General features: G+C 71.4%; 28 protein-coding genes and 4 pseudogenes. 16 read left to right on the top strand and 16 right to left on the bottom strand.

Annotated features, from left to right (window positions below; all coding sequences use genetic code 11):
• The first annotated feature begins 69 nt into the window (after window positions 1-69).
• Both ACSHXC_RS01915 and ACSHXC_RS01910 read left to right on the top strand, forming a co-directional pair.
• Complete coding sequence (locus tag ACSHXC_RS01915) at window positions 70-1,515, top strand: glyceraldehyde-3-phosphate dehydrogenase (protein ID WP_438289825.1); 1,446 nt, start codon at window positions 70-72, stop codon at window positions 1,513-1,515.
• A 49-nt stretch (window positions 1,516-1,564) separates the two neighbouring features.
• Window positions 1,565-1,807: a hypothetical protein gene (locus ACSHXC_RS01910; protein WP_438297094.1), complete on the top strand. Its 243-nt coding sequence runs from the start codon at window positions 1,565-1,567 to the stop codon at window positions 1,805-1,807.
• Between the two features lie 19 nt (window positions 1,808-1,826).
• On the opposite strand, the gene ACSHXC_RS01905 is transcribed toward ACSHXC_RS01910, so the two are convergent.
• The 3 genes from ACSHXC_RS01905 to ACSHXC_RS01895 form a co-directional block, all read right to left on the bottom strand.
• A complete protein-coding gene (locus tag ACSHXC_RS01905) occupies window positions 1,827-1,982 on the bottom strand; it encodes a DUF6131 family protein (RefSeq protein WP_438296394.1) in 156 nt (51 codons plus the stop codon).
• A gap of 165 nt (window positions 1,983-2,147) precedes the next feature.
• Window positions 2,148-2,540: a hypothetical protein gene (locus ACSHXC_RS01900; protein ID WP_438289824.1), complete on the bottom strand. Its 393-nt coding sequence runs from the start codon at window positions 2,538-2,540 to the stop codon at window positions 2,148-2,150.
• Between the two features lie 94 nt (window positions 2,541-2,634).
• Window positions 2,635-3,006, bottom strand: coding sequence for a VOC family protein (locus tag ACSHXC_RS01895; RefSeq protein WP_438289823.1), 372 nt, complete (start codon window positions 3,004-3,006; stop codon window positions 2,635-2,637).
• A 152-nt stretch (window positions 3,007-3,158) separates the two neighbouring features.
• Here ACSHXC_RS01895 and ACSHXC_RS01890 point away from each other — a divergent pair, with 152 nt between their 5' ends.
• From ACSHXC_RS01890 to ACSHXC_RS01875, 4 genes are all read left to right on the top strand, one after another.
• Window positions 3,159-3,362 carry a hypothetical protein gene (locus ACSHXC_RS01890; protein ID WP_438289822.1) on the top strand — a complete coding sequence of 68 codons (204 nt, stop codon included), beginning with the start codon at window positions 3,159-3,161 and terminating at the stop codon, window positions 3,360-3,362.
• A gap of 103 nt (window positions 3,363-3,465) precedes the next feature.
• Window positions 3,466-4,140 (top strand): HAD family hydrolase, encoded by a 675-nt coding sequence (locus ACSHXC_RS01885; protein WP_438289821.1) that lies wholly within the window; start codon window positions 3,466-3,468, stop codon window positions 4,138-4,140.
• Window positions 4,141-4,245: 105 nt separating this feature from the next.
• Window positions 4,246-4,557: a hypothetical protein gene (locus ACSHXC_RS01880; protein ID WP_438297093.1), complete on the top strand. Its 312-nt coding sequence runs from the start codon at window positions 4,246-4,248 to the stop codon at window positions 4,555-4,557.
• A 43-nt stretch (window positions 4,558-4,600) separates the two neighbouring features.
• A complete protein-coding gene (locus ACSHXC_RS01875; RefSeq protein ID WP_438289820.1) occupies window positions 4,601-5,275 on the top strand; it encodes an SDR family NAD(P)-dependent oxidoreductase in 675 nt (224 codons plus the stop codon).
• Between the two features lie 86 nt (window positions 5,276-5,361).
• On the opposite strand, the gene ACSHXC_RS01870 is transcribed toward ACSHXC_RS01875, so the two are convergent.
• Window positions 5,362-5,898, bottom strand: coding sequence for an ATP-binding protein (locus ACSHXC_RS01870; RefSeq protein ID WP_438289819.1), 537 nt, complete (start codon window positions 5,896-5,898; stop codon window positions 5,362-5,364).
• Between the two features lie 365 nt (window positions 5,899-6,263).
• On the opposite strand from ACSHXC_RS01870, the gene ACSHXC_RS01865 reads away from it, so the two are divergent.
• From ACSHXC_RS01865 to ACSHXC_RS01855, 3 genes are all read left to right on the top strand, one after another.
• Entirely contained in the window at window positions 6,264-6,986 is a 723-nt protein-coding gene (locus tag ACSHXC_RS01865; RefSeq protein WP_438289818.1) for a VOC family protein, read from the top strand.
• A 90-nt stretch (window positions 6,987-7,076) separates the two neighbouring features.
• Window positions 7,077-7,949: a class II glutamine amidotransferase gene (locus tag ACSHXC_RS01860; RefSeq protein WP_438289817.1), complete on the top strand. Its 873-nt coding sequence runs from the start codon at window positions 7,077-7,079 to the stop codon at window positions 7,947-7,949.
• A 152-nt stretch (window positions 7,950-8,101) separates the two neighbouring features.
• Window positions 8,102-8,284, top strand: coding sequence for a DUF6381 family protein (locus ACSHXC_RS01855; protein ID WP_438296392.1), 183 nt, complete (start codon window positions 8,102-8,104; stop codon window positions 8,282-8,284).
• A gap of 103 nt (window positions 8,285-8,387) precedes the next feature.
• Here the strand turns inward: ACSHXC_RS01855 and ACSHXC_RS01850 are convergent.
• The 3 genes and pseudogenes from ACSHXC_RS01850 to ACSHXC_RS01840 all read right to left on the bottom strand — a co-directional run.
• Window positions 8,388-9,403: pseudogene (locus ACSHXC_RS01850) on the bottom strand (proton-conducting transporter transmembrane domain-containing protein); the annotation flags it as partial.
• Window positions 9,404-9,444: 41 nt separating this feature from the next.
• Complete coding sequence (locus ACSHXC_RS01845; RefSeq protein WP_438296390.1) at window positions 9,445-9,732, bottom strand: Na(+)/H(+) antiporter subunit B; 288 nt, start codon at window positions 9,730-9,732, stop codon at window positions 9,445-9,447.
• A gap of 20 nt (window positions 9,733-9,752) precedes the next feature.
• Window positions 9,753-9,989: pseudogene (locus ACSHXC_RS01840) on the bottom strand (hypothetical protein); the annotation flags it as partial.
• Window positions 9,990-10,186: 197 nt separating this feature from the next.
• On the opposite strand from ACSHXC_RS01840, the gene ACSHXC_RS01835 reads away from it, so the two are divergent.
• On the top strand, window positions 10,187-11,317 hold the full coding sequence (locus ACSHXC_RS01835) for an AI-2E family transporter (RefSeq protein WP_438289816.1): 1,131 nt from the start codon (window positions 10,187-10,189) through the stop codon (window positions 11,315-11,317).
• A gap of 15 nt (window positions 11,318-11,332) precedes the next feature.
• On the opposite strand, the gene ACSHXC_RS01830 is transcribed toward ACSHXC_RS01835, so the two are convergent.
• Entirely contained in the window at window positions 11,333-11,710 is a 378-nt protein-coding gene (locus tag ACSHXC_RS01830) for a hypothetical protein (protein ID WP_438289815.1), read from the bottom strand.
• Between the two features lie 93 nt (window positions 11,711-11,803).
• Entirely contained in the window at window positions 11,804-13,318 is a 1,515-nt protein-coding gene (locus tag ACSHXC_RS01825; protein WP_438289814.1) for a carboxylesterase/lipase family protein, read from the bottom strand.
• 163 nt (window positions 13,319-13,481) lie between these two features.
• Here ACSHXC_RS01825 and ACSHXC_RS01820 point away from each other — a divergent pair, with 163 nt between their 5' ends.
• Window positions 13,482-14,573 (top strand): M20 family metallopeptidase, encoded by a 1,092-nt coding sequence (locus ACSHXC_RS01820; RefSeq protein WP_438289813.1) that lies wholly within the window; start codon window positions 13,482-13,484, stop codon window positions 14,571-14,573.
• A gap of 10 nt (window positions 14,574-14,583) precedes the next feature.
• Here the strand turns inward: ACSHXC_RS01820 and ACSHXC_RS01815 are convergent, their stop codons facing one another.
• The 3 genes and pseudogenes from ACSHXC_RS01815 to xylB form a co-directional block, all read right to left on the bottom strand.
• Window positions 14,584-14,970 (bottom strand): STAS domain-containing protein, encoded by a 387-nt coding sequence (locus ACSHXC_RS01815; protein WP_438289812.1) that lies wholly within the window; start codon window positions 14,968-14,970, stop codon window positions 14,584-14,586.
• Between the two features lie 220 nt (window positions 14,971-15,190).
• Window positions 15,191-15,668, bottom strand: a pseudogene (locus ACSHXC_RS01810) (dihydroxy-acid dehydratase); the annotation flags it as partial.
• Between the two features lie 182 nt (window positions 15,669-15,850).
• Complete coding sequence (gene xylB, locus ACSHXC_RS01805; RefSeq protein WP_438289811.1) at window positions 15,851-17,332, bottom strand: xylulokinase; 1,482 nt, start codon at window positions 17,330-17,332, stop codon at window positions 15,851-15,853.
• A 197-nt stretch (window positions 17,333-17,529) separates the two neighbouring features.
• Between xylB and xylA the strand changes: the two genes are divergently transcribed.
• Window positions 17,530-18,699: a xylose isomerase gene (gene xylA / locus ACSHXC_RS01800; RefSeq protein WP_438289810.1), complete on the top strand. Its 1,170-nt coding sequence runs from the start codon at window positions 17,530-17,532 to the stop codon at window positions 18,697-18,699.
• 59 nt (window positions 18,700-18,758) lie between these two features.
• Here the strand turns inward: xylA and ACSHXC_RS01795 are convergent, their stop codons facing one another.
• Together ACSHXC_RS01795 and ACSHXC_RS01790 are read right to left on the bottom strand one after the other, a co-directional pair.
• Window positions 18,759-19,436, bottom strand: coding sequence for a hypothetical protein (locus ACSHXC_RS01795; protein ID WP_438289809.1), 678 nt, complete (start codon window positions 19,434-19,436; stop codon window positions 18,759-18,761).
• A 96-nt stretch (window positions 19,437-19,532) separates the two neighbouring features.
• Window positions 19,533-19,865, bottom strand: a pseudogene (locus ACSHXC_RS01790) (GNAT family N-acetyltransferase); the annotation flags it as partial.
• Between the two features lie 90 nt (window positions 19,866-19,955).
• Here ACSHXC_RS01790 and ACSHXC_RS01785 point away from each other — a divergent pair.
• On the top strand, window positions 19,956-20,930 hold the full coding sequence (locus ACSHXC_RS01785; RefSeq protein ID WP_438289808.1) for a serine hydrolase domain-containing protein: 975 nt from the start codon (window positions 19,956-19,958) through the stop codon (window positions 20,928-20,930).
• 70 nt (window positions 20,931-21,000) lie between these two features.
• Here ACSHXC_RS01785 and thpR read toward each other — a convergent pair whose 3' ends face one another.
• On the bottom strand, window positions 21,001-21,585 hold the full coding sequence (gene thpR, locus ACSHXC_RS01780) for an RNA 2',3'-cyclic phosphodiesterase (RefSeq protein WP_438289807.1): 585 nt from the start codon (window positions 21,583-21,585) through the stop codon (window positions 21,001-21,003).
• A gap of 209 nt (window positions 21,586-21,794) precedes the next feature.
• Here thpR and ACSHXC_RS01775 point away from each other — a divergent pair, with 209 nt between their 5' ends.
• Window positions 21,795-23,108: an alpha/beta fold hydrolase gene (locus ACSHXC_RS01775; protein ID WP_438289806.1), complete on the top strand. Its 1,314-nt coding sequence runs from the start codon at window positions 21,795-21,797 to the stop codon at window positions 23,106-23,108.
• Between the two features lie 46 nt (window positions 23,109-23,154).
• On the opposite strand, the gene ACSHXC_RS01770 is transcribed toward ACSHXC_RS01775, so the two are convergent.
• Window positions 23,155-23,721, bottom strand: coding sequence for a barstar family protein (locus ACSHXC_RS01770; RefSeq protein ID WP_438289805.1), 567 nt, complete (start codon window positions 23,719-23,721; stop codon window positions 23,155-23,157).
• Window positions 23,722-23,980: 259 nt separating this feature from the next.
• Between ACSHXC_RS01770 and ACSHXC_RS01765 the strand changes: the two genes are divergently transcribed.
• A complete protein-coding gene (locus tag ACSHXC_RS01765) occupies window positions 23,981-24,400 on the top strand; it encodes a YciI family protein (RefSeq protein WP_438289804.1) in 420 nt (139 codons plus the stop codon).
• 8 nt (window positions 24,401-24,408) lie between these two features.
• Window positions 24,409-25,554, top strand: a complete 1,146-nt coding sequence (locus ACSHXC_RS01760) for an RNA polymerase sigma factor (protein ID WP_438296388.1) — start codon at window positions 24,409-24,411, stop codon at window positions 25,552-25,554.
• Window positions 25,555-25,747 lie beyond the last annotated feature (193 nt).

The raw sequence follows: 25,747 nt of genomic DNA, 5'->3' as shown, positions 1-25,747 counted from the left end.
TACCACTTGAACGATCAAAATCAGCGGGGGGTTAGCATATGAGCGCCGCCTAGCTCGAAAGATGAACCTGTGACTGTCAATGACGACTCGTTCACCAACTGGAAGAACCGCGAGGAGATCGCGGAGTCGATGATCCCCATCATCGGGAAGCTGCACCGTGAGCGGGACGTGACGGTCCTGCTGCACAGCCGCTCCTTGGTGAACAAGTCGGTGGTCAGCCTTCTGAAGACCCACCGATTTGCCCGCCAGATAGCCGGCGAGGAGCTCTCGGTCACCGAGACGCTGCCCTTCCTGCAGGCTCTGACCGCCCTCGATCTCGGCCCCTCCCAGATCGACATCGGCATGCTCGCCGCGACGTACAAGGCGGACGACCGCGGCCTTTCGGTCGAGGCCTTCACCGCTCAGGCCGTCGCCGGCGCCACCGGCGAGAACAAGATCGAGTGCCGCGAGGGCCGCGACGTCGTCCTGTACGGCTTCGGCCGCATCGGCCGCCTCGTCGCCCGCCTGCTCATCGAGAAGGCCGGCTCGGGCAACGGACTGCGCCTGCGTGCCATCGTCGTCCGCGGTGGCGGCGAGGCGGATCTGGTCAAGCGCGCCTCGCTGCTGCGCCGCGACTCGATCCACGGCCAGTTCCAGGGCACCATCACGGTGGACGAGGCGACGAGCACGATCGTCGCCAACGGCAACACCATCAAGGTGATCTACGCCAACGACCCGTCCGAGATCGACTACACGGCGCACGGCATCAAGGACGCCATCCTCATCGACAACACGGGCAAGTGGCGTGACCGCGAAGGGCTTTCGCAGCACCTGCGCCCCGGTATCGACAAGGTCGTCCTGACGGCCCCGGGCAAGGGCGACGTCCCCAACATCGTCCACGGCGTCAACCACGACACCATCAAGCCGGACGAGCAGATCCTGTCCTGCGCCTCCTGCACCACCAACGCGATCGTCCCGCCGCTGAAGGCGATGGCCGACGAGTACGGCGTGCTGCGCGGCCACGTGGAGACCGTCCACTCGTTCACCAACGACCAGAACCTCCTGGACAACTACCACAAGGCCGACCGCCGTGGCCGTTCCGCGCCGCTGAACATGGTCATCACCGAGACCGGTGCCGCATCGGCCGTTGCCAAGGCGCTGCCCGACCTCAAGGCGCCGATCACCGGCAGCTCGATCCGCGTGCCCGTCCCGGACGTCTCGATCGCCATCCTGAGCCTGCGCCTGGGCCGCGAGACCACCCGCGAGGAGGTCCTCGACTATCTCCGCGACGTGTCGCTGCACTCGCCGCTGAAGCGTCAGATCGACTTCACGACCGCCCCCGACGCCGTCTCCATGGACTTCGTCGGCTCGCGCCACTCCTCGATCGTCGACGCCGGCGCGACCAAGGTCGACGGCGACAACGCGATCCTCTACCTCTGGTACGACAACGAGTTCGGCTACTCGTGCCAGGTCATCCGCGTCGTCCAGCACGTCTCCGGGGTCGAGTACCCGACCTACCCGGTGCCGGTGCTCTGACCGCGCAGACCCACCGACCCGGAGGGCAATCGGATGCGACGGCATCCGGTTGCCCTCCGGGCGTATCGGGCCCGTCCGGCGAGCCCGTATCCGTGATGCCGCCTATCGCGGCGAGGACGGCAAGGTGGTCCTGATCCTGCACCGGGTGGAGGAGGTCACCGAGCTCATGCGCGCCCGCGGCCGGGCCGGCGCGGCGGCCGGGGACCGGGCCAGAGTGCTGGAGGCCGAGCTGGCGGCGACGACCGGGCCGCGGCTCTGCCCGGGGCCGCGCATCGAGCCGAGCCGGGGCTGACGGAGCGCCAGGCCGCTGCCTACCAGTAGTGCCGCCGTCCGCCGACCGCGTGGCCGACCGACCCCAGAAGCCACAGGATGGCGCCGATGATGAGCAGGATCATGCCGATGGTCCACAGGACGGAGATGCCGGTCACGAAACCGATGAGGAGGAGGATGACTCCGAGGACGACCAGATGTCCTCCGATCTCACGGAAGAGTTCCAGCCCCTGCTGTCCAGAGTAAGTCGGCGCCCCCGTTCTGCGCGGTGCAGCGCCCTGAAGGGGCGCGGGGCAGCCGAGAGTGGGGGGAGAAGCCGAGAACTTGGGGGAGCGACCAGCCCCCGAGGGCCCCGCGGCGCGCTACCCGTTGGTCAACCGCACCTGTACATCCACCTCCTGGTCGCCCGCCGCGCTGCCCGCCGTTTCCACCGCGAAGGCCGCCGCCAGCGTCCGGCGCAGCCGGTCCACGGCCACGGGACCGCCCTGGAGATCGGCCGTGACGGGCCCGGCGAGCAGCACCCCGGCGACCTCGGCCGGCGCGTGGTCGACGACGAAGCCTCCGGCCCAGGCGGCCGGGCGCGGCCCCTCGCGGCCCCCGGGCACGGCGCCCGCACGGTCGGAGGCGAAGTGGGTGCCGAGCACCTCGAAGACCGCGTCCGCGTCGGCCGCGGAGCACTCGCCGAGCATGACCTGCACCAGGTCGGGGGAGTCGGCCCCGGCGCCCTGGGAGGCCGAGGAAGGTGAGTCGTTCACGCTGTTCTCCGTGCTTCTCGCTCGTCCGAAGGGCCAGATCTGCTTGCAGGGGCCAGGTCCGCCTGAGGGGGCCGCGCCCAGAGGGCGCGCGGTGTCAGTCCCGGCAGAGGCAGAAAGGATGGCCCGCCGGATCCGCGTACACCCGGAAGTCGCGTTCGCCGCCGCGGTCGTCGAGGTCGAGCGGGGTGGCGCCGAGCGCGAGCACCTGCTCCTCGGCCGCGTCCATGTCCGGGACATGGAAGTCCAGGTGCAGCTGCTGGGAGTTGCGGTCCCCGCGCGGCCACTCCGGCGGGATGTGGCCGGGCGCCCGCTGGAAGGCGATGCGGTGGCCGCCGGGTGCGTAGAGGTCGTACCAGTCCGCGTCGTCGTTCTTGACCTCGCCGCCCAGGACCGCGGCGTAGAACGCGGCAAGCGCCTCGGGGTCGGGGCAGTCCAGCGCCACGAGGCAGTACGTTGCGATGGCCATTGCGGTCTCCTCGGAGTCTCGTTCGCTCAGAGTTCACCCATTGCCGAACCTCTCCGGCCGAAACCTCCTCATTCACCTGCCGCGCGGCAGGTTTCGGGTGCGGACCCGGGGCAACCCGGACCGGCAGGCACGTCTTCCTGCAAGGAGTCGTCGTGGTCTTCGTAGCCGTACTGCTGCCGAATCTGATGCTGGTTGCCGTTCTCGCCCTGGCCCGGTACGAGGAGTTCATGCTGGGCGGCGGCGAGCCGGGCGAGCGCCACCTCGTCGCGGTTCCGGACCTGCCGCCGGACGCGGCGGCCGAGGCTGCGGAGCCGGCGTACGAGAAGCCCGTCGCCCGGCGTCGGCACGCTGCCTGACCCGTCGGCCCGGAGCCCTACGAGATGTTGCGGTTCGTGAGGGGCGGCATGATCGGCAGTGGGCGACAGGCCCCGGGCAGGGCGGAACGAAAGGCGTGGGCACATGGCACGTGCGGCTCTCTTCGACGTCGACGGCACCCTCGTCGACACCAACCACCTGCACGTGGTCACCTGGTGGGAGGCGCTGCGCCAGGCCGGACACGACGTGGCGATGCACAAGATCCACCGCGCCATCGGCCTCGGCCCGGACGACCTCGTCACGCACCTGCTCGGCGAGGACTGCGACCGGGACGAGGACGGGAAACTCACCGCCGCGCACACCGCTCTGTACGGCAGCTACTTCGAGCGGCTGCCCCCGCTGGACGGGGCCGGGGACCTGCTGCACGAGCTGGCCACCCGGGGCTGGCGCATCGTACTGGCCACCTCCGCAGGCGGGCCGGAGCTGAAGGCGCTGCGCCGTGCCATCGACGCCGACGACGTCATCGCGGGCATCGCGAGCGCCGACGACGTGAGCGAGGGCAAGCCGGCCCCCGATCCGGTGCAGCGGGCGCTGGAGCTCGCCGAGGCCGATCCTGCGGAGGCGGTGTTCGTGGGGGACACGGTCTGGGACATGAAGGCGGGGCGTGCGGCGGGCGTCCGCACGGTCGCGCTGCTCGCCGGCGGAATCGCCCGAGCCGACCTCGAAGAGGCAGGCGCGCTGGCCGTGTACGGCGACACCGCGGAACTGCTCTCCCAGCTGGACACCAGCATCTTCGCCCAGATGGAGCACGGCGAATGAACCCCCGGGCGGCCGGCCTCGGGTAGCCGGAGAAGGGTGTGGGCACCCCGCTCAGGGGTACCTGGCGCAGCGCGGAACGGGAGCGTCACGTGACGAGGAGGAGCGGTGGGGCTGCCCGACAGCGCCGCTGCGCCCGGCCACGGGCGGGACGTACCAAAGGACGCACCAGACGCACCAAAGGGGCAGAAGGATCTGGACAGCGCCCCTCTTGAACGTGCCCTTCGCGCGTGGGTCGACGGCGAGGTGCGGTTCGACGCCGGGAGCCGCGGGGCCGACAGCACCGACGGTTCCAACTACCGGCGGGTGCTCGTCCTCGGCTACCCCGACATCTGCGCGGCCGCCGACGACGTACCCCGGCTCCTGGAGCACAGCGGGGCGGCTTCACCACGTACGAGTTCCGCCACGTCACGGACGTGACCTGCCTCGGCTTCGTGCACGCACGCGGAGCGCGCTGGCCCGCATGGTTCCGCGCGACCGGGGCACCATCGTGCAGGTCGGCTCCGCTCTCGGGGAGCGCTCCATTCCGCTCCAGTCCGCGTACCGCGGGGCCAAGCACGCCATGAACGGGTTCACCTCGTCGGTGCGTACCGAACTCCTCCACAACAGGAGCCATGTGCGCATCACCGTGGTCCAGATGCCGGCGGTCAACACGCCCCAGTTCTCCTGGGTACGTACGCGGCTGCATAGTCACCCTCAGCCCGTACCGCCGATCTACCTGCCCGAAGTCGCCGTGCGGGCCGTCCTGTTCGCGGCCGACCACCCCCGGTGCAAGCAGTATCACCTCGGCGCCTCCAGGGTCGCCACCATCTGGGCCAACCGGCTCGTCCCGGCCGTCCTCGACCGCTACCTCGCCCGCACCGGGTACGAGCCGCAGCAGCGCGAGGAACTGGCGCCGGAGTCCACCGGGGGCAATCCGTGGCGCCCCCTCGACCAGAAGCCGGGAGCCGACCACGGAGGGCACGGCATCTTCGACGAGGAGGCCCGCTCCCGCTCGCTCCAGGCCGCGACGGCCCACCACCCCGTACTCACCACGGTCACCGGCCTGGGCGCGCTCGCCGCGGCGGCCCTGGCCGTGCGCCGGTACCGCAAGTCCCCACGTGCCGGTGCGAGGTTTCCTCCGCGCGCCCCGTGGTAGTCCGCCAGTGCGTTCCTTGCGTACGAGGGAATGAAGGCGCCGGACGGGTTGGGACCATCAGCCGCCGGCGCCGCCGGCTCCCGGCCTCATGTCTCGCTGAGGTACCACGCGTCGTCCCGCTGGTCCCCCGCGTAAAGCTGGATGTCGAAGTGCGGCCGGGCCGGCGCGGACGCTGCCGTGCTGAGGGTGGGCTCCGGCGGCAGTGGACGCAGCGGCCGCAGTGCCTGCGGCTGGGCGGTGAGGGTGAACCAGACCACCTTGCCGCCGGGGGTGGTGTGGGTGCCCCAGCTGTCGCTGAGGTGGGCGATCAGGGCGAGGCCGCGGCCGCGTTCGGCGAAGGGCCGGGGTCCGCGCAGGCGCGGCAGGCGGGGGTCGGTGTCGGCGACGGAGGCGGTGAGCCGACCGCGGGCCCAGCGCAGTTCCAGGACGCAGTCGTGGTCGCCCCGGGCGTGGCGGTGGACGTTGGTGAGCAGTTCGCACACGCCGAGGCTCACGGGCTGGATGACGTTCTCCAGGCGCCAGTGGCGCAGGTGGGCGGCGACGATGCGGCGAACTTGGGGAATGCGGTCCGGTGTCGCGTCAAGGCGCAGGCTGTACTTCCGGGGGTTGTCGGTGGTGACCACTGCGGCTCCCTTGTCGGCGGAAGCGGCTCGCCGGCCACTCCCGCGTCCGCAGCCACGCGAGGCCTACCAGAAGTAGCCGAATGAGCACAGCGCGGATTCCTCCAGCATGACCCGTACGGCCGCATCCGCAACACGAAGCCGCGCGAAGTGTGGCAGGAGGCCGGGACGACCGGTGCCGGGCCCGTCGGCGGGCAACGACCGGGCGGCGGCGGGATAGTGGAAGCAGCCATGGCCGTATGCCGGGCGCACGGCCGATGTGGGGGACTCCTGGAAGCGAGGTCTTCGTGACGCCCCCATCAACAGACTCCACGTCCCGACTCGGCTCCGGCGCCCCGGTGTTCGGGGCGCCGTGCTGGGTGAGCCTGATGGCCCGCGATCTGAGTGCCGCGACGGATTTCTACGGCGCGGTGATGGGCTGGACGTTCGTGCCCGCCGGGTTGGGGGAGGAGTTCCGGATCGCGCTGGCGGACGGGGTTCCGGTCGCGGGGATCAGCGCGCTGGCCCAGGCTTTTCAGGTCGCCGTCGCGTGGACGCCGTATTTCGCGGTCGAGGACGCCGATGTCACCGCGGCGCGCATCCGCGAGCGGGGCGCCACGGTCGCGGTCGGCCCGGTCGCGCTGCAGACCGGGCGCGGTGCGCTGGCCGCCGACCGGGACGGCGCCGTCTTCGGGATCTGGCAGGGCCCGCTCCTCTCGAACTGGGAATCCTGGCGCGACACCGCGCCCGCCTGGACCCGGCTGCACACCCGCAACGCCTTCGACGCGGCGATCTTCTACGGTGAGGTCCTCGACTGGGCCTGCGACCGGCCCGGCTGCTGCGACGTCCAGTACGAGCACGAGGAAGTCGTCCTGCGCCACGCCGGGCACATCGTCGCGCGCCTGACGTCCGGAGCGGTCGAGGCCGCTCCGGACCCGAGCCTGCGCCCCCACTGGCACACCCACTTCTCCGTCGAGGACCCCCAAGGCCACGCGGAGAAGGCCCTGGCCCACGGCGCCACGGTCCTGGCCGACGGCATCTCCCTCACCGGCACCTGGGTCCGCGTCAAAGACCCCGACGGCGCCACCTTCACCCTGAGCGGCTCCACATAGGCCTGCTCACGCGTTGCGTTCACCCGTCGTGCGGGGGCACCATGCCCGGGCGGGGGCCGGGTGCCGGTGCCGAGCGTGGAGGTGGCGTCGATGTGCCGTCTGTTCGGACTCAGCAGCGCCCCGCGCCGCAGCCGGGCCACCTTCTGGCTGCTCGACGCCCCCGACAGCCTCATGACGCAGAGCCACCGCGACCCGGACGGGACGGGCCTCGGATACTTCGACCCCGACGGCACACCACAGGTCCGCAAGGCCCCGGACGCCGCGTACGAGGACCGCGACTTCGCCCGGGAGGCCAGGCAGATCTGCTCGGCCACCTTCCTCGCCCACATCCGGCTCGCCTCGACCGGCAGCCTCACCGCCCCCAACACCCACCCGTTCCAGCAGGACGGGCGGCTGTTCGCGCACAACGGAGTCGTCGAAGACCTGGCTGCCCTGGAGGCCCGGCTGGGCCCGGATCTGTCCCTGGTCGCCGGGGACACGGACTCCGAGCGGGTCTTCGCGCTGATCACCCGCGAGATTCGTGCCGCGCGGGGCGACATCGGCACCGGCATCGAGCACGCCACCCGCTGGGTCGCGGCCCGACTCCCCGTCTACTCCCTCAACTTCATCCTGACCACCCCGGACGAACTGTGGGCCCTGCGCTACCCGGCCACGCACGAGCTGTACGTACTGGAGCGCGAGGCGGGCGGCCCGCATGGTGCCCGGCACCTGGACCACAGCGGCACCGCCGGCCGGATGCGCGTCCACTCCGGGGACCTCGCCGACACCCCGGCGGTCGTCGTCGCGAGCGAGCGCATGGACGAGCATCCCGAGTGGCGCCTGATGGAGCCCGGAGAACTGCTCCACATCACCCCCGACGGCAGCGCGGAGCGCCGGCTCGTCCTGCCGGATCCGCCGGCCAACCCGCTCGGGCTCGACGACCTCTCCGCCCGCGCGGCCCACTCGCAGAAGGCGGGCGGGTGAGCGAAGCCGGCATGGCACGGAGTCCCGGACGACTTCGCCCGCTGAGGCCCAATACCTCACGAGGTGACTGTGTGTGACCGTTCGGGATGCGGGGCGCTCGGGGCGCTGTTTGTCTGGAGGCATCTGTACCCCCCCGAGCAGCAGGAGTGATCATGAGCCTTGCAGACGAGTTCGGTGCCCGTGCCCAGCAGATGCGCCAGAAGGCGGAACAGCTGGAGCAGGCCGCGGAGCGTGCGTCCGACCCGGCGGAGCGCGAGCGGCTGAAGGAGAAGGCCCGCCGTCTTCAGGAGCAGAGCAAGATGTCGGGCGACAGCAGCGGCATCGACCCCATGTGAGCCGAGCCCGGTAGCGCCGCTGTGGCCCCTCGTTCGCCATGAGGGGCCACAGCGCGCTCAACTCGGCCTCTCTGTAAGGGAGTTGGTCATCGGGCCACCCGGCCACCATACCCGGCAGGGCGAGGCCGCCGAGCAGGGCCGTGCCCACCAGGAGCCAGGCGACGCAGTCGGCGATGTGGCCCGAGTGGAGCCTGTGCGGCGGTTCCGTCCAGGCGTACGGTTCCTGGCTCGTCGGGCCGCGAACGGCAGCCCCGGCCAGACCCCGGGCCGGCACGGCAGAGGCGAGGCCGAGGAGCACGCCGGTCAGTGTCCAGTGCGGCGCGTGGGGTGCGTCGGCGTCGAAGGCCAGCCCCACGGCCGAGGCCAGGCCCGGCGTCAGACCCGCGGCCAGCGCCCCGGCGAGCAGCACGGCCGGGACCGTGATCATCGTGACCGGCACCCGGCCGAGCCCCCCTCGGTCTCGGGCTCCTCGCCGCTGCCGCTCGTCTCGGACCCGGGATCGCCCGGCGGCCGCGGCCCGAGTCCGAAGAACACACGCGCGGCGACCCGGAGCACGGCGCCCGCGGTGACCGCCGACACGGCCACGAACAGCACCGTGAAACCGCCGCCCGCAGCCTCCTCCGTGAGCGACTTTCCGAGTCCCGTGCCGAAGGGCGGAAGCCCCGCCGGCGCCAGCGCGCCCACCGTGAACAGCGCGGCCACCATTGGCAACTCCCGTGCCCTGCCGTGCAGTTCGTGCTCGTCCACACTGCCGTAGCGGTCCAGCAGGATCCCCGTACAGGCGAACGGGGCCGACTTGACGCCCACGTGGCCCAGGAGGTAGACGGCCACGCCGCCGGTCGCGTCCGGCTTCAGCAGGCCGACGCCGATCAGGAAGAGCCCGGTGTGCGCGACGGTCGAGTACGCGAGGAGGCGCTCGATGTAGCGCTGCTGCCAGCACATCAGCGCGCCCACCAGGGCGGTCAGGGCGCCGAGGACCACCAGGGCGCGTCCGGCGCCCGGGGCCGGCACGCCACCCGGTCCGGCGAACACCGTGTCGTAGACCCGCCACGTCCCGTACAGGCCGAGCTCGACCATCACTCCGGAAAGCAGCACGCACACCGGCGTCGGCGCGACCGCGAGCCCGCCCGTCGCGAGGACCCACATCCGCATCCGCCGGCTCACCGGTCGCCGTCCTCGCGCTGCCCGCGGCGCCGTACTTTGCGGACGGACAGCAGAATGAGCAGCGGCGTCAGCGCCGAGCCCACCGCGAGCTGCGACAGGCCCACATCCGGCGCCTGGAGCACGGTGAAGTGGACCGCGAGGGCGAGGCCGAGCACCGCGAGCACCAGCGCCTGGCGAGCCGGGTCGCGCACGGCCACGGCGGCGGTCGCCGAGGCGGCGACGAGCAGCAGTGAGACCAGGGTGAGGGCGTCAGCACGGCGAGGACCAGCGCGAGATCGACGCAGGACGGCCGGGTGTACGCCTGCGAGAGCAACAGCGTCACCAGACACACCACCGAGGTGCCGAAGTTCTGGGCGACGACCCGGCGCTTCAGCGGGCCGGTCGCAACGCCCCACACCACCGGGCCGAACCCTGCGGCGAGCAGTGCCGTCGCGGCCACGAGCCAGCCGTTCGCCGGACGCTCATCGCCCGGCGCGCGGCCTGGGCCGCGACCGCCGCCGATCCCCGCCGTCAGCCGGATGGCCGGTGCCGGGACCGGCATACAAGGCCACCGATGGGATACCTGGCTAGGGTCGGAGCTGGAAGAGGCTGGCTCCGGCAGCCGCCGCTGCCGTGTCGCGTGGGGCGGCCGCTCCACGTGGTGGCGCAGACCCGTCCCGGCCTCGAAGAGAGGTACTGGCAGATGCACGCATCGCCTCGCCCGCACCTCACCCGCACCGGGCGGACAGGGGGGCCGCGATGACGTCCGCCGAGCCCGACGGGGACGGTGACCACGAGCCGGCCGAGCCGTCCTCCGTAGGGCCGGCGTCCCGGACCGGGCGAGCGCGGCGGACGAGGATCGTGGTCGGCGGTAGGTCCTGGTTCGCCATCGGCTTCGCCGTCGGCCTGGGCGCGACACTTGCGTGGCTGACCGTACAGACCGTCCTCGAAGTCGGCAGCCTCCTGACGCTGCTGCTCCTCTCCATGTTCCTCGCACTCGCCCTCGAACCCGTCGTCGCCTGGCTCACCCGCCACCGGGTGCGCCGCAGCTGGGCCGTCCTGCTGGTCCTGATCGTCCTGCTCGCGTTCTTCGCGGGGTTCCTCGCGCTGGTCGTGCCTCCGGTCACCGACGAGGTCAACGCGCTGCTCAAGGCGGTGCCCGACTGGCTGAAGCAACTCCATGACCACAACTCGACACTCGGCAGGTTCGAGGACCGCTACCACGTCGTCGCCAAGGCCAAGGAGCAGTTCTCCAACGGCGGCGCGGCGGGCCTCGCGGGCGGACTGCTCGGCGCCGGCCGGGTGGTGGTGGGGGCGGTGACCTCGGCCGTCGTCGTCATCGTCGTCACGGTGTACGTGATGGCGTTCCTGCCGTCCCTGAAGCGGTTCTGCCTGCGCTTCGTCGCGGCCCGCAAACGCCCGCACGCCCGGGCCGTCACCGACGAGATCCTCAACCGGGTGGGCCGCTACATGCTCGGCAATGTGGTCACCTCGGTGATCGCGGGGCTCGCCACGTTCATCTGGTGCGTGGTCACCGACGTCCCCTACCCCGCCGCGCTCGGCGTCTTCATCGCGCTGATGGACCTCATCCCGATCGTCGGCACCACGATCGGCGGCCTCGTCGTCAGCCTGGTGGCACTGTCGGTTTCGCTGCCCGTGGCGCTCGCGACGGCGGGCTTCTACATCGCGTTCCGGGTCGCCGAGGACTATCTGATCGTGCCCCGCGTGATGAAGTTCGCCGTCGACGTCCATCCCCTGGTCACCGTCGTCGGCGTCCTGCTCGGTGGCGCGCTGCTCGGCATCGTCGGAGCCCTGGTCGCCATCCCGGCCGCCGTCGCCATCGGCCTGATCCTGGACGAGCACGTCTTCTCGCGGACCGACGCGTCCTGAAGCGCCGGAGCGGGCTCAGATCCGGCTGTCGCTGTATCCGCACACCCACGCCAGGGCGTCGTGCACGCCGCGCGTGAAGTCCCGGAGGCCGACCTCGGTGGTGGGGTCCTCCAACTGGACGACGGCCGCGTCCACCTCGGCGGTCAGCAGCCGCAGATCCGGTACGAGGCGGACGGCCGTGCCCGTGAGCGGTGCGCGGCCCGCGCGCCCCATGGCCCAGTGGTAGGCAGCGGCCGCGCCGAGGGCGTACTGCGCGGGCGCCTCGGAGCGCGCCGTCAGGTACTTGAGCGCCAGGTCGACGTCGGTGCGGGCCCGGACACCGATCAACGGCGTTGTCCGGCTGTCGCGCGCAGCCCAGTTCTTGGGCGCGAAGCCGTCCTCGGATGCGGTCACTTCACTCACCTCTGCATGCAGGTCGTCGCTCTGGGGGTCTATCAGGGCGGGTACCCACAGAGCGGCGATCTCCGCATGTCCCTTCGGCGCCCGTCAGCGCGGCGCGGGGCCGAAGCGCATGACGTACGGATCCGGCCCTGCGGCGTACGGGCGCCACTCGGCCAGACCGTCGCCGTTGGGGGCGCCGGTGGCGGTGAAGGCGGCGAGTGCACCGGCAAACGCGCGGCCCAGCGCTCGGTCCTGGTCATCGAGGGCGCCGAGCATCGGGGAATCGGGGTAGGCGTCAAAGGTGTCGAAGAGGAAGGGGAGTTCGGCGCAGTGCGGGCAGCCGAGGCCCAGGTCGTCGGGTTCCGGGCGGCGGTCGAAGCGGTAGACGTACGAGGGGAGGTCACGGGCGGCCCGGTGTGCGGCGAGCTCGATCGCCCGGTTGCCGAAGAACAGGTCGCCGACCAGATCGGTGAAGCCCCGGCCCGGCGAGACGTCGGAGGGGAGAGCCTCGGGGAGCGAGTGGGCCGCCGGGACGGCAGCGCCGAGGCGAGGGGTGAGGTGGTCGAGCGCACGCAGTGCGTCGTCGCGGGTGAACGCCTTGATGCGGGGGTCCATGGCCAGGAAGGGCGTCATCTCCGTGGCGACAGTGCCGATCAGCACGTCCTTGTCGTCCAGCATGCCGTCGGCCAGGGCCTGCTGCCAGGTGCCGGGCTGGCCGGGGCCGCCGAGCACCGGCCACATCGCGGGCGCGACGTCACCCGGCTGCCGGGTGAGGGTGGCCATCAACTGCCCGTGTGCGTACAGGAGTTGCTCGACCGGAAGGGTGCGCAGCGCCTTGCCCGCGTCGGCGTCGTGGGCCACGCCGAGGAGGCACAGATAGGCGGCGGCGGTCGCGGCCGCGTCGTCCGGATGCTGCGGGGGGAGACCCAGGGGGGCGCTCTGGAGCATGACCCGGCGTACGAAATGGCTGGTTTGTGGGTCGGCGGCGAGCGCGAGCGCGGAATGGGCACCCGCCGACTGGCCGCCGACGGTGATGAGTTCGGGGTCACCGCCGAACGCGGCGATGTTCTCCCGCACCCAGCGCAGCGCGGCTCCCTGGTCCTGGGAGCCGAGATTCACCGCGTCCAGAGAAGGGAGATGGAGGTAACCGAGCGGCCCCAGGCGGTAGTTGATGGAGACAGCCGTGATGTCGCCGAGCGCGGCGAGCCGGGCGCCGTCGTACCAGTCCCAGCCGCCGGAGCCGCTGGAGAACCCGCCGCCGTGGATCCAGACGAGGACCGGCCGGGGCGTCCCGCCGAGGGAGTCGGCCGGGGTCCAGATGTTGAGGTTGAGACACCCCTCCTCGTCCCAGTCCGGGACCCGCCGCCCCATGACCGCTTCGAGCCGTGAGGGATTCTGCGGCGCCGCCGGACCCGGCCGCTCGGCATCCCGTACGCCGTGCCACGAGGGGTGCTCCTGAGGTGGTGCGAACCGCAGCTCCCCCACCGGGGACGCGGCGTACGGAATCCCCCGGAAGGCCGCCACCTCGCGCCCCGGCCGGGCGGGGGAGACCCCGTTCGTGATGATCCCTCGCACCCGCCCCCGCCCGGTGGCGACCACCGGCCGTCGCTCGTCCGCCATTGCTTCCGCCCCTCCGTCGACGCCTCGGACTGCCAACCATGGTGTATGCCACAGCTGTTGTCAGGGGGTTGACCGGCCAGGGCGGGGCGACTGTCGCAGCGCACGGCGGCCTGCCGCGACCCTGCCCCGAAGGTGCTGCTCAGGAACCTATTACCCTGGCCGCATGATGATGCACAGGGTGAGCGTTGACGCGATGATCGAGGACCTCAGGACGCTGGTCGAGGTCGAGTCCCCGTCGCGCGATCACGACGCCCTGGCGGCATCGGCCAAGGCGGTCGCCGCCGTCATCGAGAGCCGGCTCGGCGGGCATGCCGTCCTAGTCGAGAGCGACGCCGGGCCGCACGTCCACTGGTCGGGCGGCGGCGAACCCAAGGTGCTGATCCTCGGCCACCACGACACCGTGTTCCCGCTCGGCACCCTGGCACGCCGCCCCTTCAAGGTCGAGGGCGGGCATGCGACGGGGCCTGGCGTCTTCGACATGCTGGGCGGTCTGGTGCAGGCCATTCACGGCCTGGCAGCGCTGGAGGACCGGACCGGCGTCGAGATCCTGGTCACCGCCGACGAAGAGGTCGGCTCGCACTCCTCCCGCGCGCTCATCGAGGAGCGGGCGCTGGCCTGCGGCGCGGTGCTCGTCTTCGAGGGCGCGGCCGACGGTGGCGGCCTCAAGACCGGCCGCAAGGGCTGCGGCAGCTTCCAGGTCGCCATCGCGGGCCGCGCCTCGCACGCCGGCCTCGAACCGGCGGCCGGGGTCAACGCCCTGATCGAGGCGGCCCATCAGGTCCTGGACATCGCGGCGCTCGGGCGCCCCGAGACCGGCACGACCGTCACCCCCACCGTCGCGGCCGCGGGCACCCTCGACAACGTCGTACCCGCCGAGGCGACGATCGGCGTCGACGTACGAGTCGAGACGGCCGAGGAGAAGGAGCGGATCGAGGCTGCCTTCGCCGCGCTCACTCCGCATCTCGACGAGGCGCGGATCACGGTCGAGGGCGGGGTCGGCCGGCCCCCGATGCCCGAATCGGCGTCGGCCGAACTCTTCGCCGTGGCCCAGCGGCTGGTGCCCGGCATCGAGGGCAAGGCGGTCGGCGGCGGAAGCGACGGCAACTTCACGGCCGCCCTCGGCGTGCCGACCCTCGACGGCCTCGGAGCGGTCGGAGGCGGTGCCCACGCCGACCACGAGTACCTGGTGATCGACGCGATGGCCGAGCGGGCGAACCTGGTCGCCGGGCTGGTGAAGGCAATGCAGAACAAGTAAGCACACGGCACTACATGGACGCCCGGCTGCCTTCGTCGGTGGTGGCACCCTCGGCCAGGGCGCGGGGGAGTGTGTCGAGCACGGTGAAGGAGTCGTCGAGGCGGACGATCCGCAATATGTGGGATATGCGAGGCGTGCCGCGTATCAGGCGCAGCACACCGCCCCGGCGAGCCACATGTTCGCGTACCGCCAGGAGCAGCCGGATGCCGCCCGCGTCGAGGAAGGTCACCGCCCGCAGATCCAGGATCACATCGGTGTCGGACCGGCACACCAACGCGTGTATGCGCGGGCCGAGTTCATGATGGGCCAGCATGTCCAGCTCGCCGTGCAGTTCGATGATGGTGGTGCCGCCCACGGTGCGAGTCCGCAGCCAGAAGGCGAGTTCGTCTGCGCCCACGTCGCGCCTGCCTGTCTCTTGTGTTCCGGGTGCATGAATATCGCACCAACACCCGGAATATCTCACTCTCCGTGACCCTTCCGTGGGCCGCGAAGGGGGCCGAATCACAAAGCCCCTGGTAGTCCTCATGCCCCGATGATCTGAGGAACTCACCTGTGTGACGTTCTGTAATGGTGCGAGTTTCGGACAAGATTGCCCGACGGGCATCCGGGGGTGTGGCTCAACCTGTGTGCGGGTCCGCGACCTTGCCCGGCCCGGCCGGGAACGCGAAGTCGCACCCGGTGTCGGCCTGGGTGATCTGCTCACCGTACAGGACCCCGTAACCACGCTCGTACCGTACGGGCGGAGCCGTTCAGGCGATGCGCCTTCGCTTCAACTCCCCATCGGAAGCGTTCAGTTGAAGGCTGCGGGACTCGACATCGAGGGTGACGGAGTCTCCCGTGCGGACCAGCGCGAGGGGGCCGCCGACGTACGACTCCGGTGCGATGCGCAGCACGCATGTGCCGTACGAGGTGCTGCTCATGCGGGCGTCGGAGATCCGGTGCGTTTGAGCAGGTGCGGTGCGGCGGCGATGTGCTTGACGGCCGCGCCGTCCGGGCAGAGATTGCCGCGCAGCACCGCGATCCGCCCTCGCCGGCCGGCGGCCTCGCACGCGGCCGGATCACATCGTCGCTGTGCACGAGCGCCCCGGTGAGCTCCGATCCCGGCCGGCGTCTTGAGTGCCTCCCGTACCGGCATCTTCGACACCCCGAACCGGGCCGCCGACTCCGTCTCGACCGGGGTCCGGCCGGGACTGAGCGTTGCCCGTGCGGATGGCGTGCCGGATTGGGCGCAACTCCCCTGGTGGTTTTGGGGGGTCCGGCTTGCATGAGGGGTCGACTCAACCTCCGTTGAGCAGGGTGGGCGCGGCGCTGTCGAGTACGGAGGTGATGCGCTCCCATGCCTCCAAGTCGCGCTCCACGGGCGGGAGTTCGGCGCCGCGTCCGGACCCCCAGTCCTGGGCGATCGCGACCGGATCGGTGCCGGACGCGGCCGATGCGGCGAGCGCGGCCGCGCCGATGGCCACCAGTTCCGTGCCTCTCGGGACGACGAGGGGCCGTCCCGAGAGGCGGCGCACTGTTTCGACCCAGGTGCGGCCCCGGGCGCCGCCTCCGATGAGGCGCAGCGGCCTGGCGGCGACGGTGGGGGAGTCGGGGTCGAGGCCGCAGGCGCGCAGGACCTCGTCCAGTGCGCGCAGGACGGTGACCGTGGCGCCTTCGTAGGCGGCGCCCAGGAGTTGCTGCGGTGTCGTGGCGTGGCGCAGGCCGGTGAGCAGCCCGGCGGCGTGCGGGAGATCGGGGGTGCGCTCGCCGTCGAGATAGGGCAGGAGTACGGCCTCGCCGCCGGGTGCCGCGTCGTCGCGGTCGAGGCGGAGCAGGGTGGCGATGCGGTCGACGGCGAGCGTGCAGTTCAGGGTGCAGGCCAGCGGGAGGTAGCCACCGTCGGCCGCGGCGAACCCGCTGAGCGCGGGGTTGGCGGGCCGGGTGCGGGTCGCGGCGAAGACCGTGCCGGAGGTGCCGAGGCTTAGTGCGGGGTGGTCCAGGAGCCCTACGCCGCCGAGCCCGAGGCCCACGGCCGCACTCATGTTGTCACCGGTCCCGGCGGCCACGGCGACACCGGCCGGAAGGCCGAGGGCGTCGGCGGCGGACGCGGTGAGGGCGCCGACGCGGGTGCCGCCGGTCGCAGCCACGGCGGGCAGCAACTCGGCCTCCAGTCCGATGAGTTGGAGGATCTCGGGGTCGTACGCCCCGGTCGCCGTGGAGTACCAGCCGGTGCCGGAGGCGTCGCCGGGATCGGTGACGGCGGCGCCGGTGAGCCGTTCGGTGAGAAAGTCGTGGGGAAGTCGAACACCCTTGCAGCCAGCGGCCGTTGAAGGCTCGTTCTCGCGCAGCCAGCTCCACTTGGCGGCGGTCACCGCGGCGACCGGTACGGAACCGGTGCGGGCGGTCCAGGCGTGTGGGCCGCCGAGCGCCGCCGTGAGGGCGGCGGCCTGCGGGGCCGAGCGGGTGTCGTTCCACAGCAGGGCCGGACGCAGCGGCCGGTGGTCCTGTCCCAGGACCACCAGGCCGTGCTGCTGCCCGGCGACCGCGATGCCGGAGACGGAGGACGCCGGCGCGCCCGACTCCTTCAGCCCGGCGGCGACGGCCTCCCGCAGCGCCTGCCACCACTGCTCCGGGTCGGACTCGCGGGCTCCCGCCGAGCCGTCGACGCGGTGCGGGGCGCGGCCGACGGCGAGCGTCCTTCCGGTGGCGGCGTCGGCGAACAGAGCCTTCGTGGACTGGGTGGAACTGTCCACGCCGATGACGACCGGGCTGTGCGGCATCCGGACACCTCTCTTGCGGCTGCGGGGGAGTCGGGAGTTATTTGGGTGCGGGGTCAACAAATGAGATTCACCGGTGCTCCAAATTAGGCGAACGCTCGGGGTTACGGAAGCCACCATGATCGTGCAGTATTTGTCAGGTAAGAAAACAAATAGCTCCGGCAGGCGTCGGACGGACCCGCGTGAAGGTGGCGAAGAGGATGACGGAACGCTTCACCCCGACCCCCGAGGACAAGTTCTCCTTCGGTCTGTGGACCGTGGGCTGGCAGGGGCGCGACCCGTTCGGCGACGCGACGCGCGCCGCCCTGGATCCGGTCGAGTCGGTCCAGCGCCTCGCCGAGCTCGGCGCGTACGGCGTGACCTTCCACGACGACGACCTGATCCCCTTCGGCTCCTCGGACACCGAGCGGGAGTCGCACATCAAGCGGTTCCGGCAGGCGCTCGACGCGACCGGGTTGGTCGTGCCGATGGCCACGACGAACCTCTTCACACACCCGGTCTTCAAGGACGGCGCGTTCACCGCCAACGACCGCGACATCCGCCGGTACGCCCTGCGCAAGACGCTTCGCAACATCGACCTGGCCGTCGAGCTGGGTGCGCAGACCTATGTCGCCTGGGGCGGGCGCGAGGGCTCGGAGTCGGGCGCCGCGAAGGATGTACGCATCGCTCTCGACCGGATGAAGGAGGCCTTCGACCTCCTCGGCGAGTACGTCACCGAGCAGGGCTACGATCTGCGCTTCGCCGTCGAGCCCAAGCCCAACGAGCCGCGCGGCGACATCCTGCTGCCCACGGTCGGGCACGCGCTCGCGTTCATCGAGCGGCTGGAACGCCCGGAACTGGTCGGCGTGAACCCGGAGACCGGGCACGAGCAGATGGCCGGGCTCAACTTCACGCACGGCGTTGCGCAGGCCCTGTGGGCGGGCAAGCTCTTCCACATCGACCTGAACGGCCAGTCCGGCATCAAGTACGACCAGGACCTGCGCTTCGGCTCCGGCAACCTGCGCGACGCGTTCTGGCTGGTGGATCTGCTCGAATCCGCCGACTACACGGGCCCGAGGCACTTCGACTTCAAGCCGCCGCGCACCGAGGACATGGCCGGGGTGTGGGCATCGGCGGCCGGCAACATGCGCAACTACCTGATCCTGAAGGCGCGTTCGGCCGCCTTCCGAGCCGATCCCGAGGTGCGCGAGGCACTGCTCGCGGCACGCCTGGGCGACCTCGCCCGACCCACCGCCGAGGACGGCCTCGCCGGCCTCCTCGCCGACCGGACCGCCTTCGAGGACTTCGAGGTCGAGGAGGCGGGGGAACGGGGCATGGCCTTCGAGCACCTGGACCAACTGGCCCTGGACCACCTGCTGGGCGCCCGCTGAACGGCCCCGCTCCACGCGCCGCCTGCGTGGGGCGGGCTCTCACTGGGCCGACGGGGACCTCAGGGAGTGAAGCCGCTCCCGTCCAGCACGTCGGCCGCGGGCGGGGGCTGAATGTTCAGGGGCTGGTCGAAGGCGCTGAACGAGGTGGCGTTGTGGTGCTTCGCCCCCTGGTAGACGACCTTGAGGATGTACGGCTTGCCCTTCGCGGCGACGAAGAAGGTGTACGAGCCTTCCTCCTCATCGGTCTTGTGGTGCACCACGAGCTGAATGGCAGGCCTGCCGTCGAGTGTGACCCGGTCCCCCTTCTCGGGCACCCCGAAGGAGGTGAACGTATAGGTACATTCGGCAAGTCCGTCCCCCGGCCGTGCCGCGCCGGCCGGGGTCTTGATCCAACGGCGCTGGTCCTTCGTGCCGGCCGTGTCCCGGCCCGACGACTTCTTGAGGTACGCGGCATCCGGACGGACGTAGTCGGTGTCACCGATCCGGATCTGTTCGAGGGTGCCGCCTGCGGCCCAGGTGGACTTCACCGCACACCTGCCCTTGAGGTCGGTCGTCATGCGGCTGGCAATACCGGTGCCGTTCGACGCCTCGGTGCTGTCCGCGTCGACAGTCACCGAACTGAGCGCGCTCATCGTGTGGTTGGCATCGTCGAGGATCCGCTGAGCGGAGTGATCCGCCGAGCCGGAGCCACCTGTACAGCCGGTCAGAGCGGCCCCCACCGCCAGACACGTAAGCATCACAGTTGTTCTCGTTTGCATGGAAACCCCCAGGTCATGAAGGGGACACACTAACGGAACCGATCACTCGGGGGCTGGCTCGCGGGGCTGTCCGACTCACTCAGCCACCCATGGCATGCAGGTGCGAGTCAGCACGCGAGTCGTGCTGCCGTCGCCCTCACTGACGTCCTGGACGTGCTCGAAGCCGATCCTGGTCAGCAACTTCAGCGAGGCGGCGTTCGGTTCGGCCACGATGGCGTGTACCTCGGTCAGTCCGAGTGTGCCGAAGCCGTAGGCGACGAGGGCCTCGGCCAGTTCTGTCCCGAGGCCCGAGCCCCACGCCGACGGGGCCGGCGCGTAGATGATCTCGTGGCCCCCGACCACGTCGGTCGGCTTGATCTCGGCGTGCCCGATCAGCAGACCGTCCCTGCGAACGGCCCAGACATCGAATTTCACCAGCGTGAACGCGATGGTGACTTACCTCGGCCCGGTGCGGGTTGGCCGCGGTTGCCCGGGTGTGCCACGCCTAGCATGTGCGTCGTGATTCTTCAGAAGCTGATGGCACAGCAGATAAGTCTTCGCGACGTCCCGGCCGTGGCGGCGGGTTCGTCGGTGGCAGGCGCTCGTACGACGGCCACCCTCGGGCCGGACACGGTGACCGCGGAATCCTGTTTCCGTATCGCGTCGCTGACGAAGGTCTTCACCTCTACGGCGCTGCTCCGCACACTGCGGGACAAGGGCGTGCCACTGGACACCCCTGTCGTCGAACTGCTCCCCGCCCTCGCGCCGGACTGGCGGGCCGACAGGAGTATCACCGTGGAGCAGATCCTGGGCCAGGTCTCCGGTCTGCGTGCATCGGTGGACGGGGCGACGGCGGCCGCTCTGGGCGACGGGGACGGCGCGCTCCTGGAAGCCGCCCGGCTCGTGGTCCGCGCCGGGAACGAGCGGGAGCCCGGCCTGCAATGGTCGTACTACAACGGCAACTACTTCCTGGCCGGCTCGGTCCTCGCGGCCCTGAACGGCACGACGTACGAGAGCGCCCTGGAAGGAAACCTCCTCGGCCCCGGGGGCTTCGCGCGGACGGGTTTCGAGACACCGGCGACGTCCGTCACCGGCTGGAGCGGCACGACCCACCTCCCGCCGCTCCGCTACCCCCGCACCCGTCGGCCCAGTGGCGGCCTGTGGTCCTCGGTGTCGGAGCTCCTGTCCGTCGGCGAGGGCCTGCTCTCAGACCGGGCCCTCCTGGAGGAGATCAGCCGTCCGCGCACGCGGCCCGACGACCCCATGTCCTACGGGCTCGGATGGGCGCTGGATCCGTCGGGCCAGATGTATCTCAACGGACGGCTGCCCGGCTACCGGGCCGCCATGGTCCTGATCCCGGACCGGGACTACGTGAGCGTGGCCCTCGCCAACCAGGAGACCGCCCTGCCCGCCTTGGCGCGCCTGCTCAGTGACATGCAGCAACCTCTGACCGGGGACGACATCGCCAAGGCGGTCGACGACTTCGCGGCGTGACGTCCAACCTGCGCCGCTGTCCGCTGTCCGCTGCCCATCGCCTCAGCCCGGGGCAGACGTCCTTCGCCGCTCACTGCTCGCCGCTGAAGCGCCACGCCTCGATGTCGCGGTAGTGGATGGGACCCGGTCCACGTCCGATGTTGCTCGCCACCAGGTGCAAGCGCTCGGCTTCCCACTCCCGACCGCTGAAGCCGGCGAGGCCGGAGGCTACGTTCATCACGCTGGAGGGGTCGTCGCGGCGGGACCGGGCCAGTGTCAGATGGGGACGCAGCGGCCGGTCCTCGAAGACGATTCCGCACTCCTTGACCACACTGCGGACATCGGCCGTGAGCCGGTGCAGCCCGTCGAGGTCGCCCTCGATCCCGCTCCACAGCACCCGCTCGTCGAAGTGCCCGCCGCCACGCAGGGACAGCCGCAGGGGCCGGCGCGTTGCCGCGAGATCGGCGAGCGGCTGCTGCAGGAGCGGGGCGGTTTCGACCGGGAGCTCGCCGAGGAAGGCCAGCGTGATGTGCCAGTCCTCGATGCGGTTCCACCGCAGGCGCGGGTACGCCTCGTAGGCGGGCCGCAGCGCTCGCGCCAGCTCTTCCTTCGCGTCGTCGGGCGGGGCGAGCGCTATGAAAACGCGGACGGTCGCGGGCTGAATCTGTTCGTTCACGTAGCACTTCGTACACCACGGGCCGCCGGAACGGTCGCAGGCCCCTGCCCCGCACGCGTCAGGAAGCCCGCCCGCCTGCGTCCACCGGTGGGCCGAGCCGGACCATGTGGCAGGGTGGCGGCCACGGTCGGGACAGCACAGCCTCCTGTGCACACCTGCCGAACCGAGGCGCACACCTCCGCCGCACCCGTCACACACAGAGGAGTCCCATGTCCGTCGTGATCCGACAGCCGGGCGTCGTCCTGACCGACCATCTCTTCCAGGTGCCGCTGGACCACGCTGTGCCGCGGGGCGAGCAGATCGAGGTGTACGCCCGTGAGGTGGTCGCGGCCGGCAAGGAGCGCGCCGAACTCCCCTGGCTGCTCTACCTCCAAGGCGGTCCTGGCGGGCGGGCGGCCCGGCCGGTGGGCCGGGACAGCTGGCTGGACCGGGCACTGGAGGACTACCGGGTACTGCTCCTGGACCAGCGCGGCACGGGACGCTCGACCCCCGCGACCCGGCAGACCCTGCCCTCGCGCGGCAGCGCCGCGGCGCAGGCCGAGTACCTCTCCCACTTCCGCGCCGACTCGATCGTCCGCGACGCCGAACTGATCCGACGTCAGCTGCTCGGTGACGAGGGCCGCTGGAGTCTGCTCGGCCAGAGCTTCGGCGGCTTCTGCACCCTCACCTATCTGTCCCTGGCCCCCGAAGGGCTGCGCGAGGCGCTGGTCACCGGCGGTCTGGCGGGCCTGCGCAGCAGCGCGGCCGATGTGTACCGGGCGGCCTACCCGCGCGTCGCCCGCAAGAACGCCGCCCACTACGCACGCTACCCCGAGGACGTCGAAGCCGTACGCCGGGTCGCCGACCACCTGCTCGCCGCCCCGGCCGAGCTGCCCGGCGGCGGCCAGCTGACCGTGCGGGCCTTCCAGGCGCTCGGCCTCGTGCTCGGCACCGGCAACGGCTCCGACCTCCTGCACTACCTCCTGGAGGATGCCTGGGTCCGTGGCGTCTCCGGGCCCGAGCTGTCCGACACCTTCCTGGCGGGTGTCCAGTCGAAACTCTCGTTCGCCGAGGGCCCGCTCTACGCCGTACTGCACGAATCCATCTACGGGCAGCGGTCGGTTGACCCCGGGCCGACCGGCTGGGCCGCCGAGCAAGTGCGCGCGGAATTCCCCGAGTTCGACGCGGCTCAGGCGCTGGCGGACGGCGCCCCCATGCTGTTCACCGGGGAGATGTTCTACCCCTGGATGTTCGAGACCGATCCGGCGTTGCGCCCGCTGCGAGAGACGGCAGACCTGCTGGCCAACCGCACGGACTGGCCCGACCTGTACGCCCCCGATGTCCTGGCCGCCAACCGCGTCCCGGTGTTCGCAGCCGTCTACCACGACGACATGTACGTCGACACCGTCGACTCGCTGGCCACCGCCGACGCGGTACGCGGCCTGCGGACCTGGGTGACCAACGAGTGGGAGCACGACGGCCTGCGGGTCAGCGACGGCAAGGTTCTGGACCGGCTGATCGGCATGGCTCGGGGACGTCTGTAGGGAAGCCTTCTGCTCATCTTGCGACGGGCATGCCGTCCGACGTTGCTCAGGGCACGGCCGGGTCGGAGCCCGGCCAGTCCGTGCCGGTGAGGGTCGCGGTCAGGCGGCTCTCCCACATCGCCACGCCTACGTCCATGCCCTGTGCCGCCGGTTCGGCGAATGCCGAGGGCGGAGTGTGGTCGAGGAGGAGGGCGAAGTGGAGGGCGAACGGGGGCCAGTCGTCGTGCGGGGCGCCCTCGGCGTCGAGTTGCACATTGGCCTTCCAGGCCGCCTGGCACAGCACGGAGACGAACAGGCCCAGGAACTCCGCGCCGAGCAGGTCGTCGGCGTGCTCGATCACGACGACGACACCCTGTGCCTCATCGTCGCCGTGCCAGTCGTGCAGGCAGTCCACGAGCGCGTCCCAGTTGCGGCCGAAGTAGCCGGGGAAGGACAGTTCTCGGGCGAAGGCGGTGAACAGGGAGGCGGGGTCCCGTAGTTCGTGGCCGTTCAGACGGAACACCCGGCCGCCCTGCTCCCGGAGCTGCGACGTCTCGGTGCGTACCCATGGATCGTCGGCATGGGTGACGACGACCCAGGGCGACCGGGGCTCCGTGAGGGTGGGAGTGTTCATGGGACGGATCCTTGCACGGGGGCGTGGCTGCGTGGAGCCGGTCAGCCTCGGGTCAGTAGCTGGGTTCCTCCGCCGCCGTAGCAGTCCCACAGCTGGACGGGGGTGCCGTCCGCGGTGCCGAGACCGCTCAGGTCCAAGCAGCGTCCGCCGGCGAAGGGCGGTGAAAAAAATTTGGCCCGCGATGTCGAGAACCCGAGTCCGGCTCCGTCCCAGGGGTGAACGCGGCCAAGATGGTCGCACCAGGACCAAGGAGAAGACGATGGCCAAGTACTTGTTGCTCAAGCACTACCGCGGCGCCCCGGCCTGCGCCAACGACGTTCCCATGGACCAGTGGACGCCGGAGGAGATCTCGGCGCACGTGCGGTACATGCAGGACTTCGCGGACCGGCTGGAGAAGACCGGCGAGTTCGTCGACGGTCAGGCGCTCGCCCCCGAGGGGACATGGGTCCGGTACGACGGTGAGGGCCGCCCGCCGGTCACCGACGGTCCCTTCGCCGAGACCAAGGACCTGATCGCCGGCTGGATGGTGATCGACGTCGACAGCTACGAGCGCGCCGTCGAACTGGCCGGGGAACTGTCCGCGGCTCCGGGCGCGGGCGGAAAGCCGATCCACGAATGGCTGGAGCTGCGCCCCTTCCTGGCCGCGCCGCCCACGATCACGGGGTGCCCCCACACGTGACCTCCACGCTGAACGAGGCCCTGCTCAGGAGCCTCACGCCGAGCGTGCTCGGCATCCTCGTCCGCCGCGGAGCCGACTTCGCGGCGGCCGAGGACGCCGTGCAGGACGCGCTGGTCGAGGCGGTCCGCGTCTGGCCGGCCGAGCCCCCGCGGGACCCGAAGGCCTGGCTGGTCACCGTGGCCTGGCGCCGGTTCCTGGACGCGACCCGGGCGGACACCGCACGGCGCCGGCGTGAGGACCTCGTCGACGAGGAACCGGCACCCGGGCCCGCGCCGGCGGCGGACGACACGCTCCAGCTGTACTTCCTGTGCGCCCATCCGTCGCTGACACCCTCGTCCGCGGTCGCGCTCACGCTGCGCGCAGTCGGCGGCCTGACCACCCGTCAGATCGCTCAGGCCTACCTGGTGCCGGAGGCGACCATGGCACAGCGGATCAGCCGCGCCAAGCGCACTGTCTCGGGCATACGGTTCGACCAGCCCGGCGATGTCGCCACCGTGCTGCGCGTCCTCTACCTCGTCTTCAACGAGGGCTACTCCGGCGACGTCGACCTCTCGGCCGAGGCCATCCGGCTCACCCGGCAGCTCGCGGCCGCGATCGACCACCCCGAAGTGGCGGGTCTGCTCGCCCTCATGCTGCTCCACCACGCCCGGCGCGCCACCCGGACCGGGCCCGACGGCAGCCTGGTACCGCTCGCCGAGCAGGACCGCGGCCGGTGGGACACCGCGTCGATCGCCGAGGGCGTCGAGATCCTGCAGACGGCCCTCGCCCGCGACCGGCTAGGCCAGTTCCAGGCCGAGGCCGCCATCGCCGCACTCCACGCGGACGCGCGCACCGCCGGGGAGACCGACTGGGTGCAGATCGTCGAGTGGTACGACGAACTCGTGCGGCTGACCGACAGCCCGGTCGTCCGGCTCAACCGCGCGGTCGCCGTAGGCGAGGCTGACGGCCCGCGCGCCGGCCTCGCGGCGCTGGCGGAACTGGACGACTCCCTGCCGCGCCACACCGCGGTCGCCGCGTACCTCCACGAGCGCGAGGGGGACCTGGCAACGGCGGCACGGCTGTACGCGGACGCAGCCCAGAAGGCCCCCGACCTCGCCGAACGCGACTACCTCACGCGCCAGGCCGCCCGCCTCAACGCCCGACTGAGGGGGTAGCGGGAGCGCTCCGCACACCCTGGCAGGGCTGGCTCAGCCCAGCCCGTCGAGGCCGTCGCCACCTGGTGCAGCTCCGTCTCCAGGGAGTGCCCCGTGCCCGGCGGGTTTCGGTCAGTAGGTGGCATCGGCATGGCACCTTCCCCATGCATCGGAACGCAGCAGGGGGGCCGACCCGCCTCAACGGGTCGACCCC

Origin of the sequence: Streptomyces sp. HUAS TT7, assembly GCF_051550175.1 — a bacterium.
Taxonomy (GTDB): Bacteria; Actinomycetota; Actinomycetes; order Streptomycetales; family Streptomycetaceae; genus Streptomyces.
The sequence above is the reverse complement of the archived record's forward strand: the minus strand, read 5'-3'. Positions and strand labels throughout refer to the sequence as shown.

Bases quoted from the DNA above. Each gene is read 5' to 3' on its own strand.
- ACSHXC_RS01835 (WP_438289816.1), top strand. From the start codon at position 10,187: ATGACGTCCGCCGAGCCCGACGGGGACGGTGACCACGAGCCGGCCGAG.
- ACSHXC_RS01885 (WP_438289821.1), top strand. From the start codon at position 3,466: ATGGCACGTGCGGCTCTCTTCGACGTCGACGGCACCCTCGTCGACACC.
- ACSHXC_RS01865 (WP_438289818.1), top strand. From the start codon at position 6,264: ATGGCCCGCGATCTGAGTGCCGCGACGGATTTCTACGGCGCGGTGATG.
- xylB (WP_438289811.1), bottom strand. From the start codon at position 17,332: ATGCCGCACAGCCCGGTCGTCATCGGCGTGGACAGTTCCACCCAGTCC.
- ACSHXC_RS01860 (WP_438289817.1), top strand. From the start codon at position 7,077: ATGTGCCGTCTGTTCGGACTCAGCAGCGCCCCGCGCCGCAGCCGGGCC.
- ACSHXC_RS01895 (WP_438289823.1), bottom strand. From the start codon at position 3,006: ATGGCCATCGCAACGTACTGCCTCGTGGCGCTGGACTGCCCCGACCCC.
- ACSHXC_RS01875 (WP_438289820.1), top strand. From the start codon at position 4,601: ATGGTTCCGCGCGACCGGGGCACCATCGTGCAGGTCGGCTCCGCTCTC.
- ACSHXC_RS01855 (WP_438296392.1), top strand. From the start codon at position 8,102: ATGAGCCTTGCAGACGAGTTCGGTGCCCGTGCCCAGCAGATGCGCCAG.
- ACSHXC_RS01820 (WP_438289813.1), top strand. From the start codon at position 13,482: ATGATGATGCACAGGGTGAGCGTTGACGCGATGATCGAGGACCTCAGG.
- ACSHXC_RS01825 (WP_438289814.1), bottom strand. From the start codon at position 13,318: ATGGCGGACGAGCGACGGCCGGTGGTCGCCACCGGGCGGGGGCGGGTG.
- ACSHXC_RS01795 (WP_438289809.1), bottom strand. From the start codon at position 19,436: ATGCTTACGTGTCTGGCGGTGGGGGCCGCTCTGACCGGCTGTACAGGT.
- ACSHXC_RS01775 (WP_438289806.1), top strand. From the start codon at position 21,795: ATGTCCGTCGTGATCCGACAGCCGGGCGTCGTCCTGACCGACCATCTC.
- ACSHXC_RS01770 (WP_438289805.1), bottom strand. From the start codon at position 23,721: ATGAACACTCCCACCCTCACGGAGCCCCGGTCGCCCTGGGTCGTCGTC.
- xylA (WP_438289810.1), top strand. From the start codon at position 17,530: ATGACGGAACGCTTCACCCCGACCCCCGAGGACAAGTTCTCCTTCGGT.
- ACSHXC_RS01765 (WP_438289804.1), top strand. From the start codon at position 23,981: ATGGCCAAGTACTTGTTGCTCAAGCACTACCGCGGCGCCCCGGCCTGC.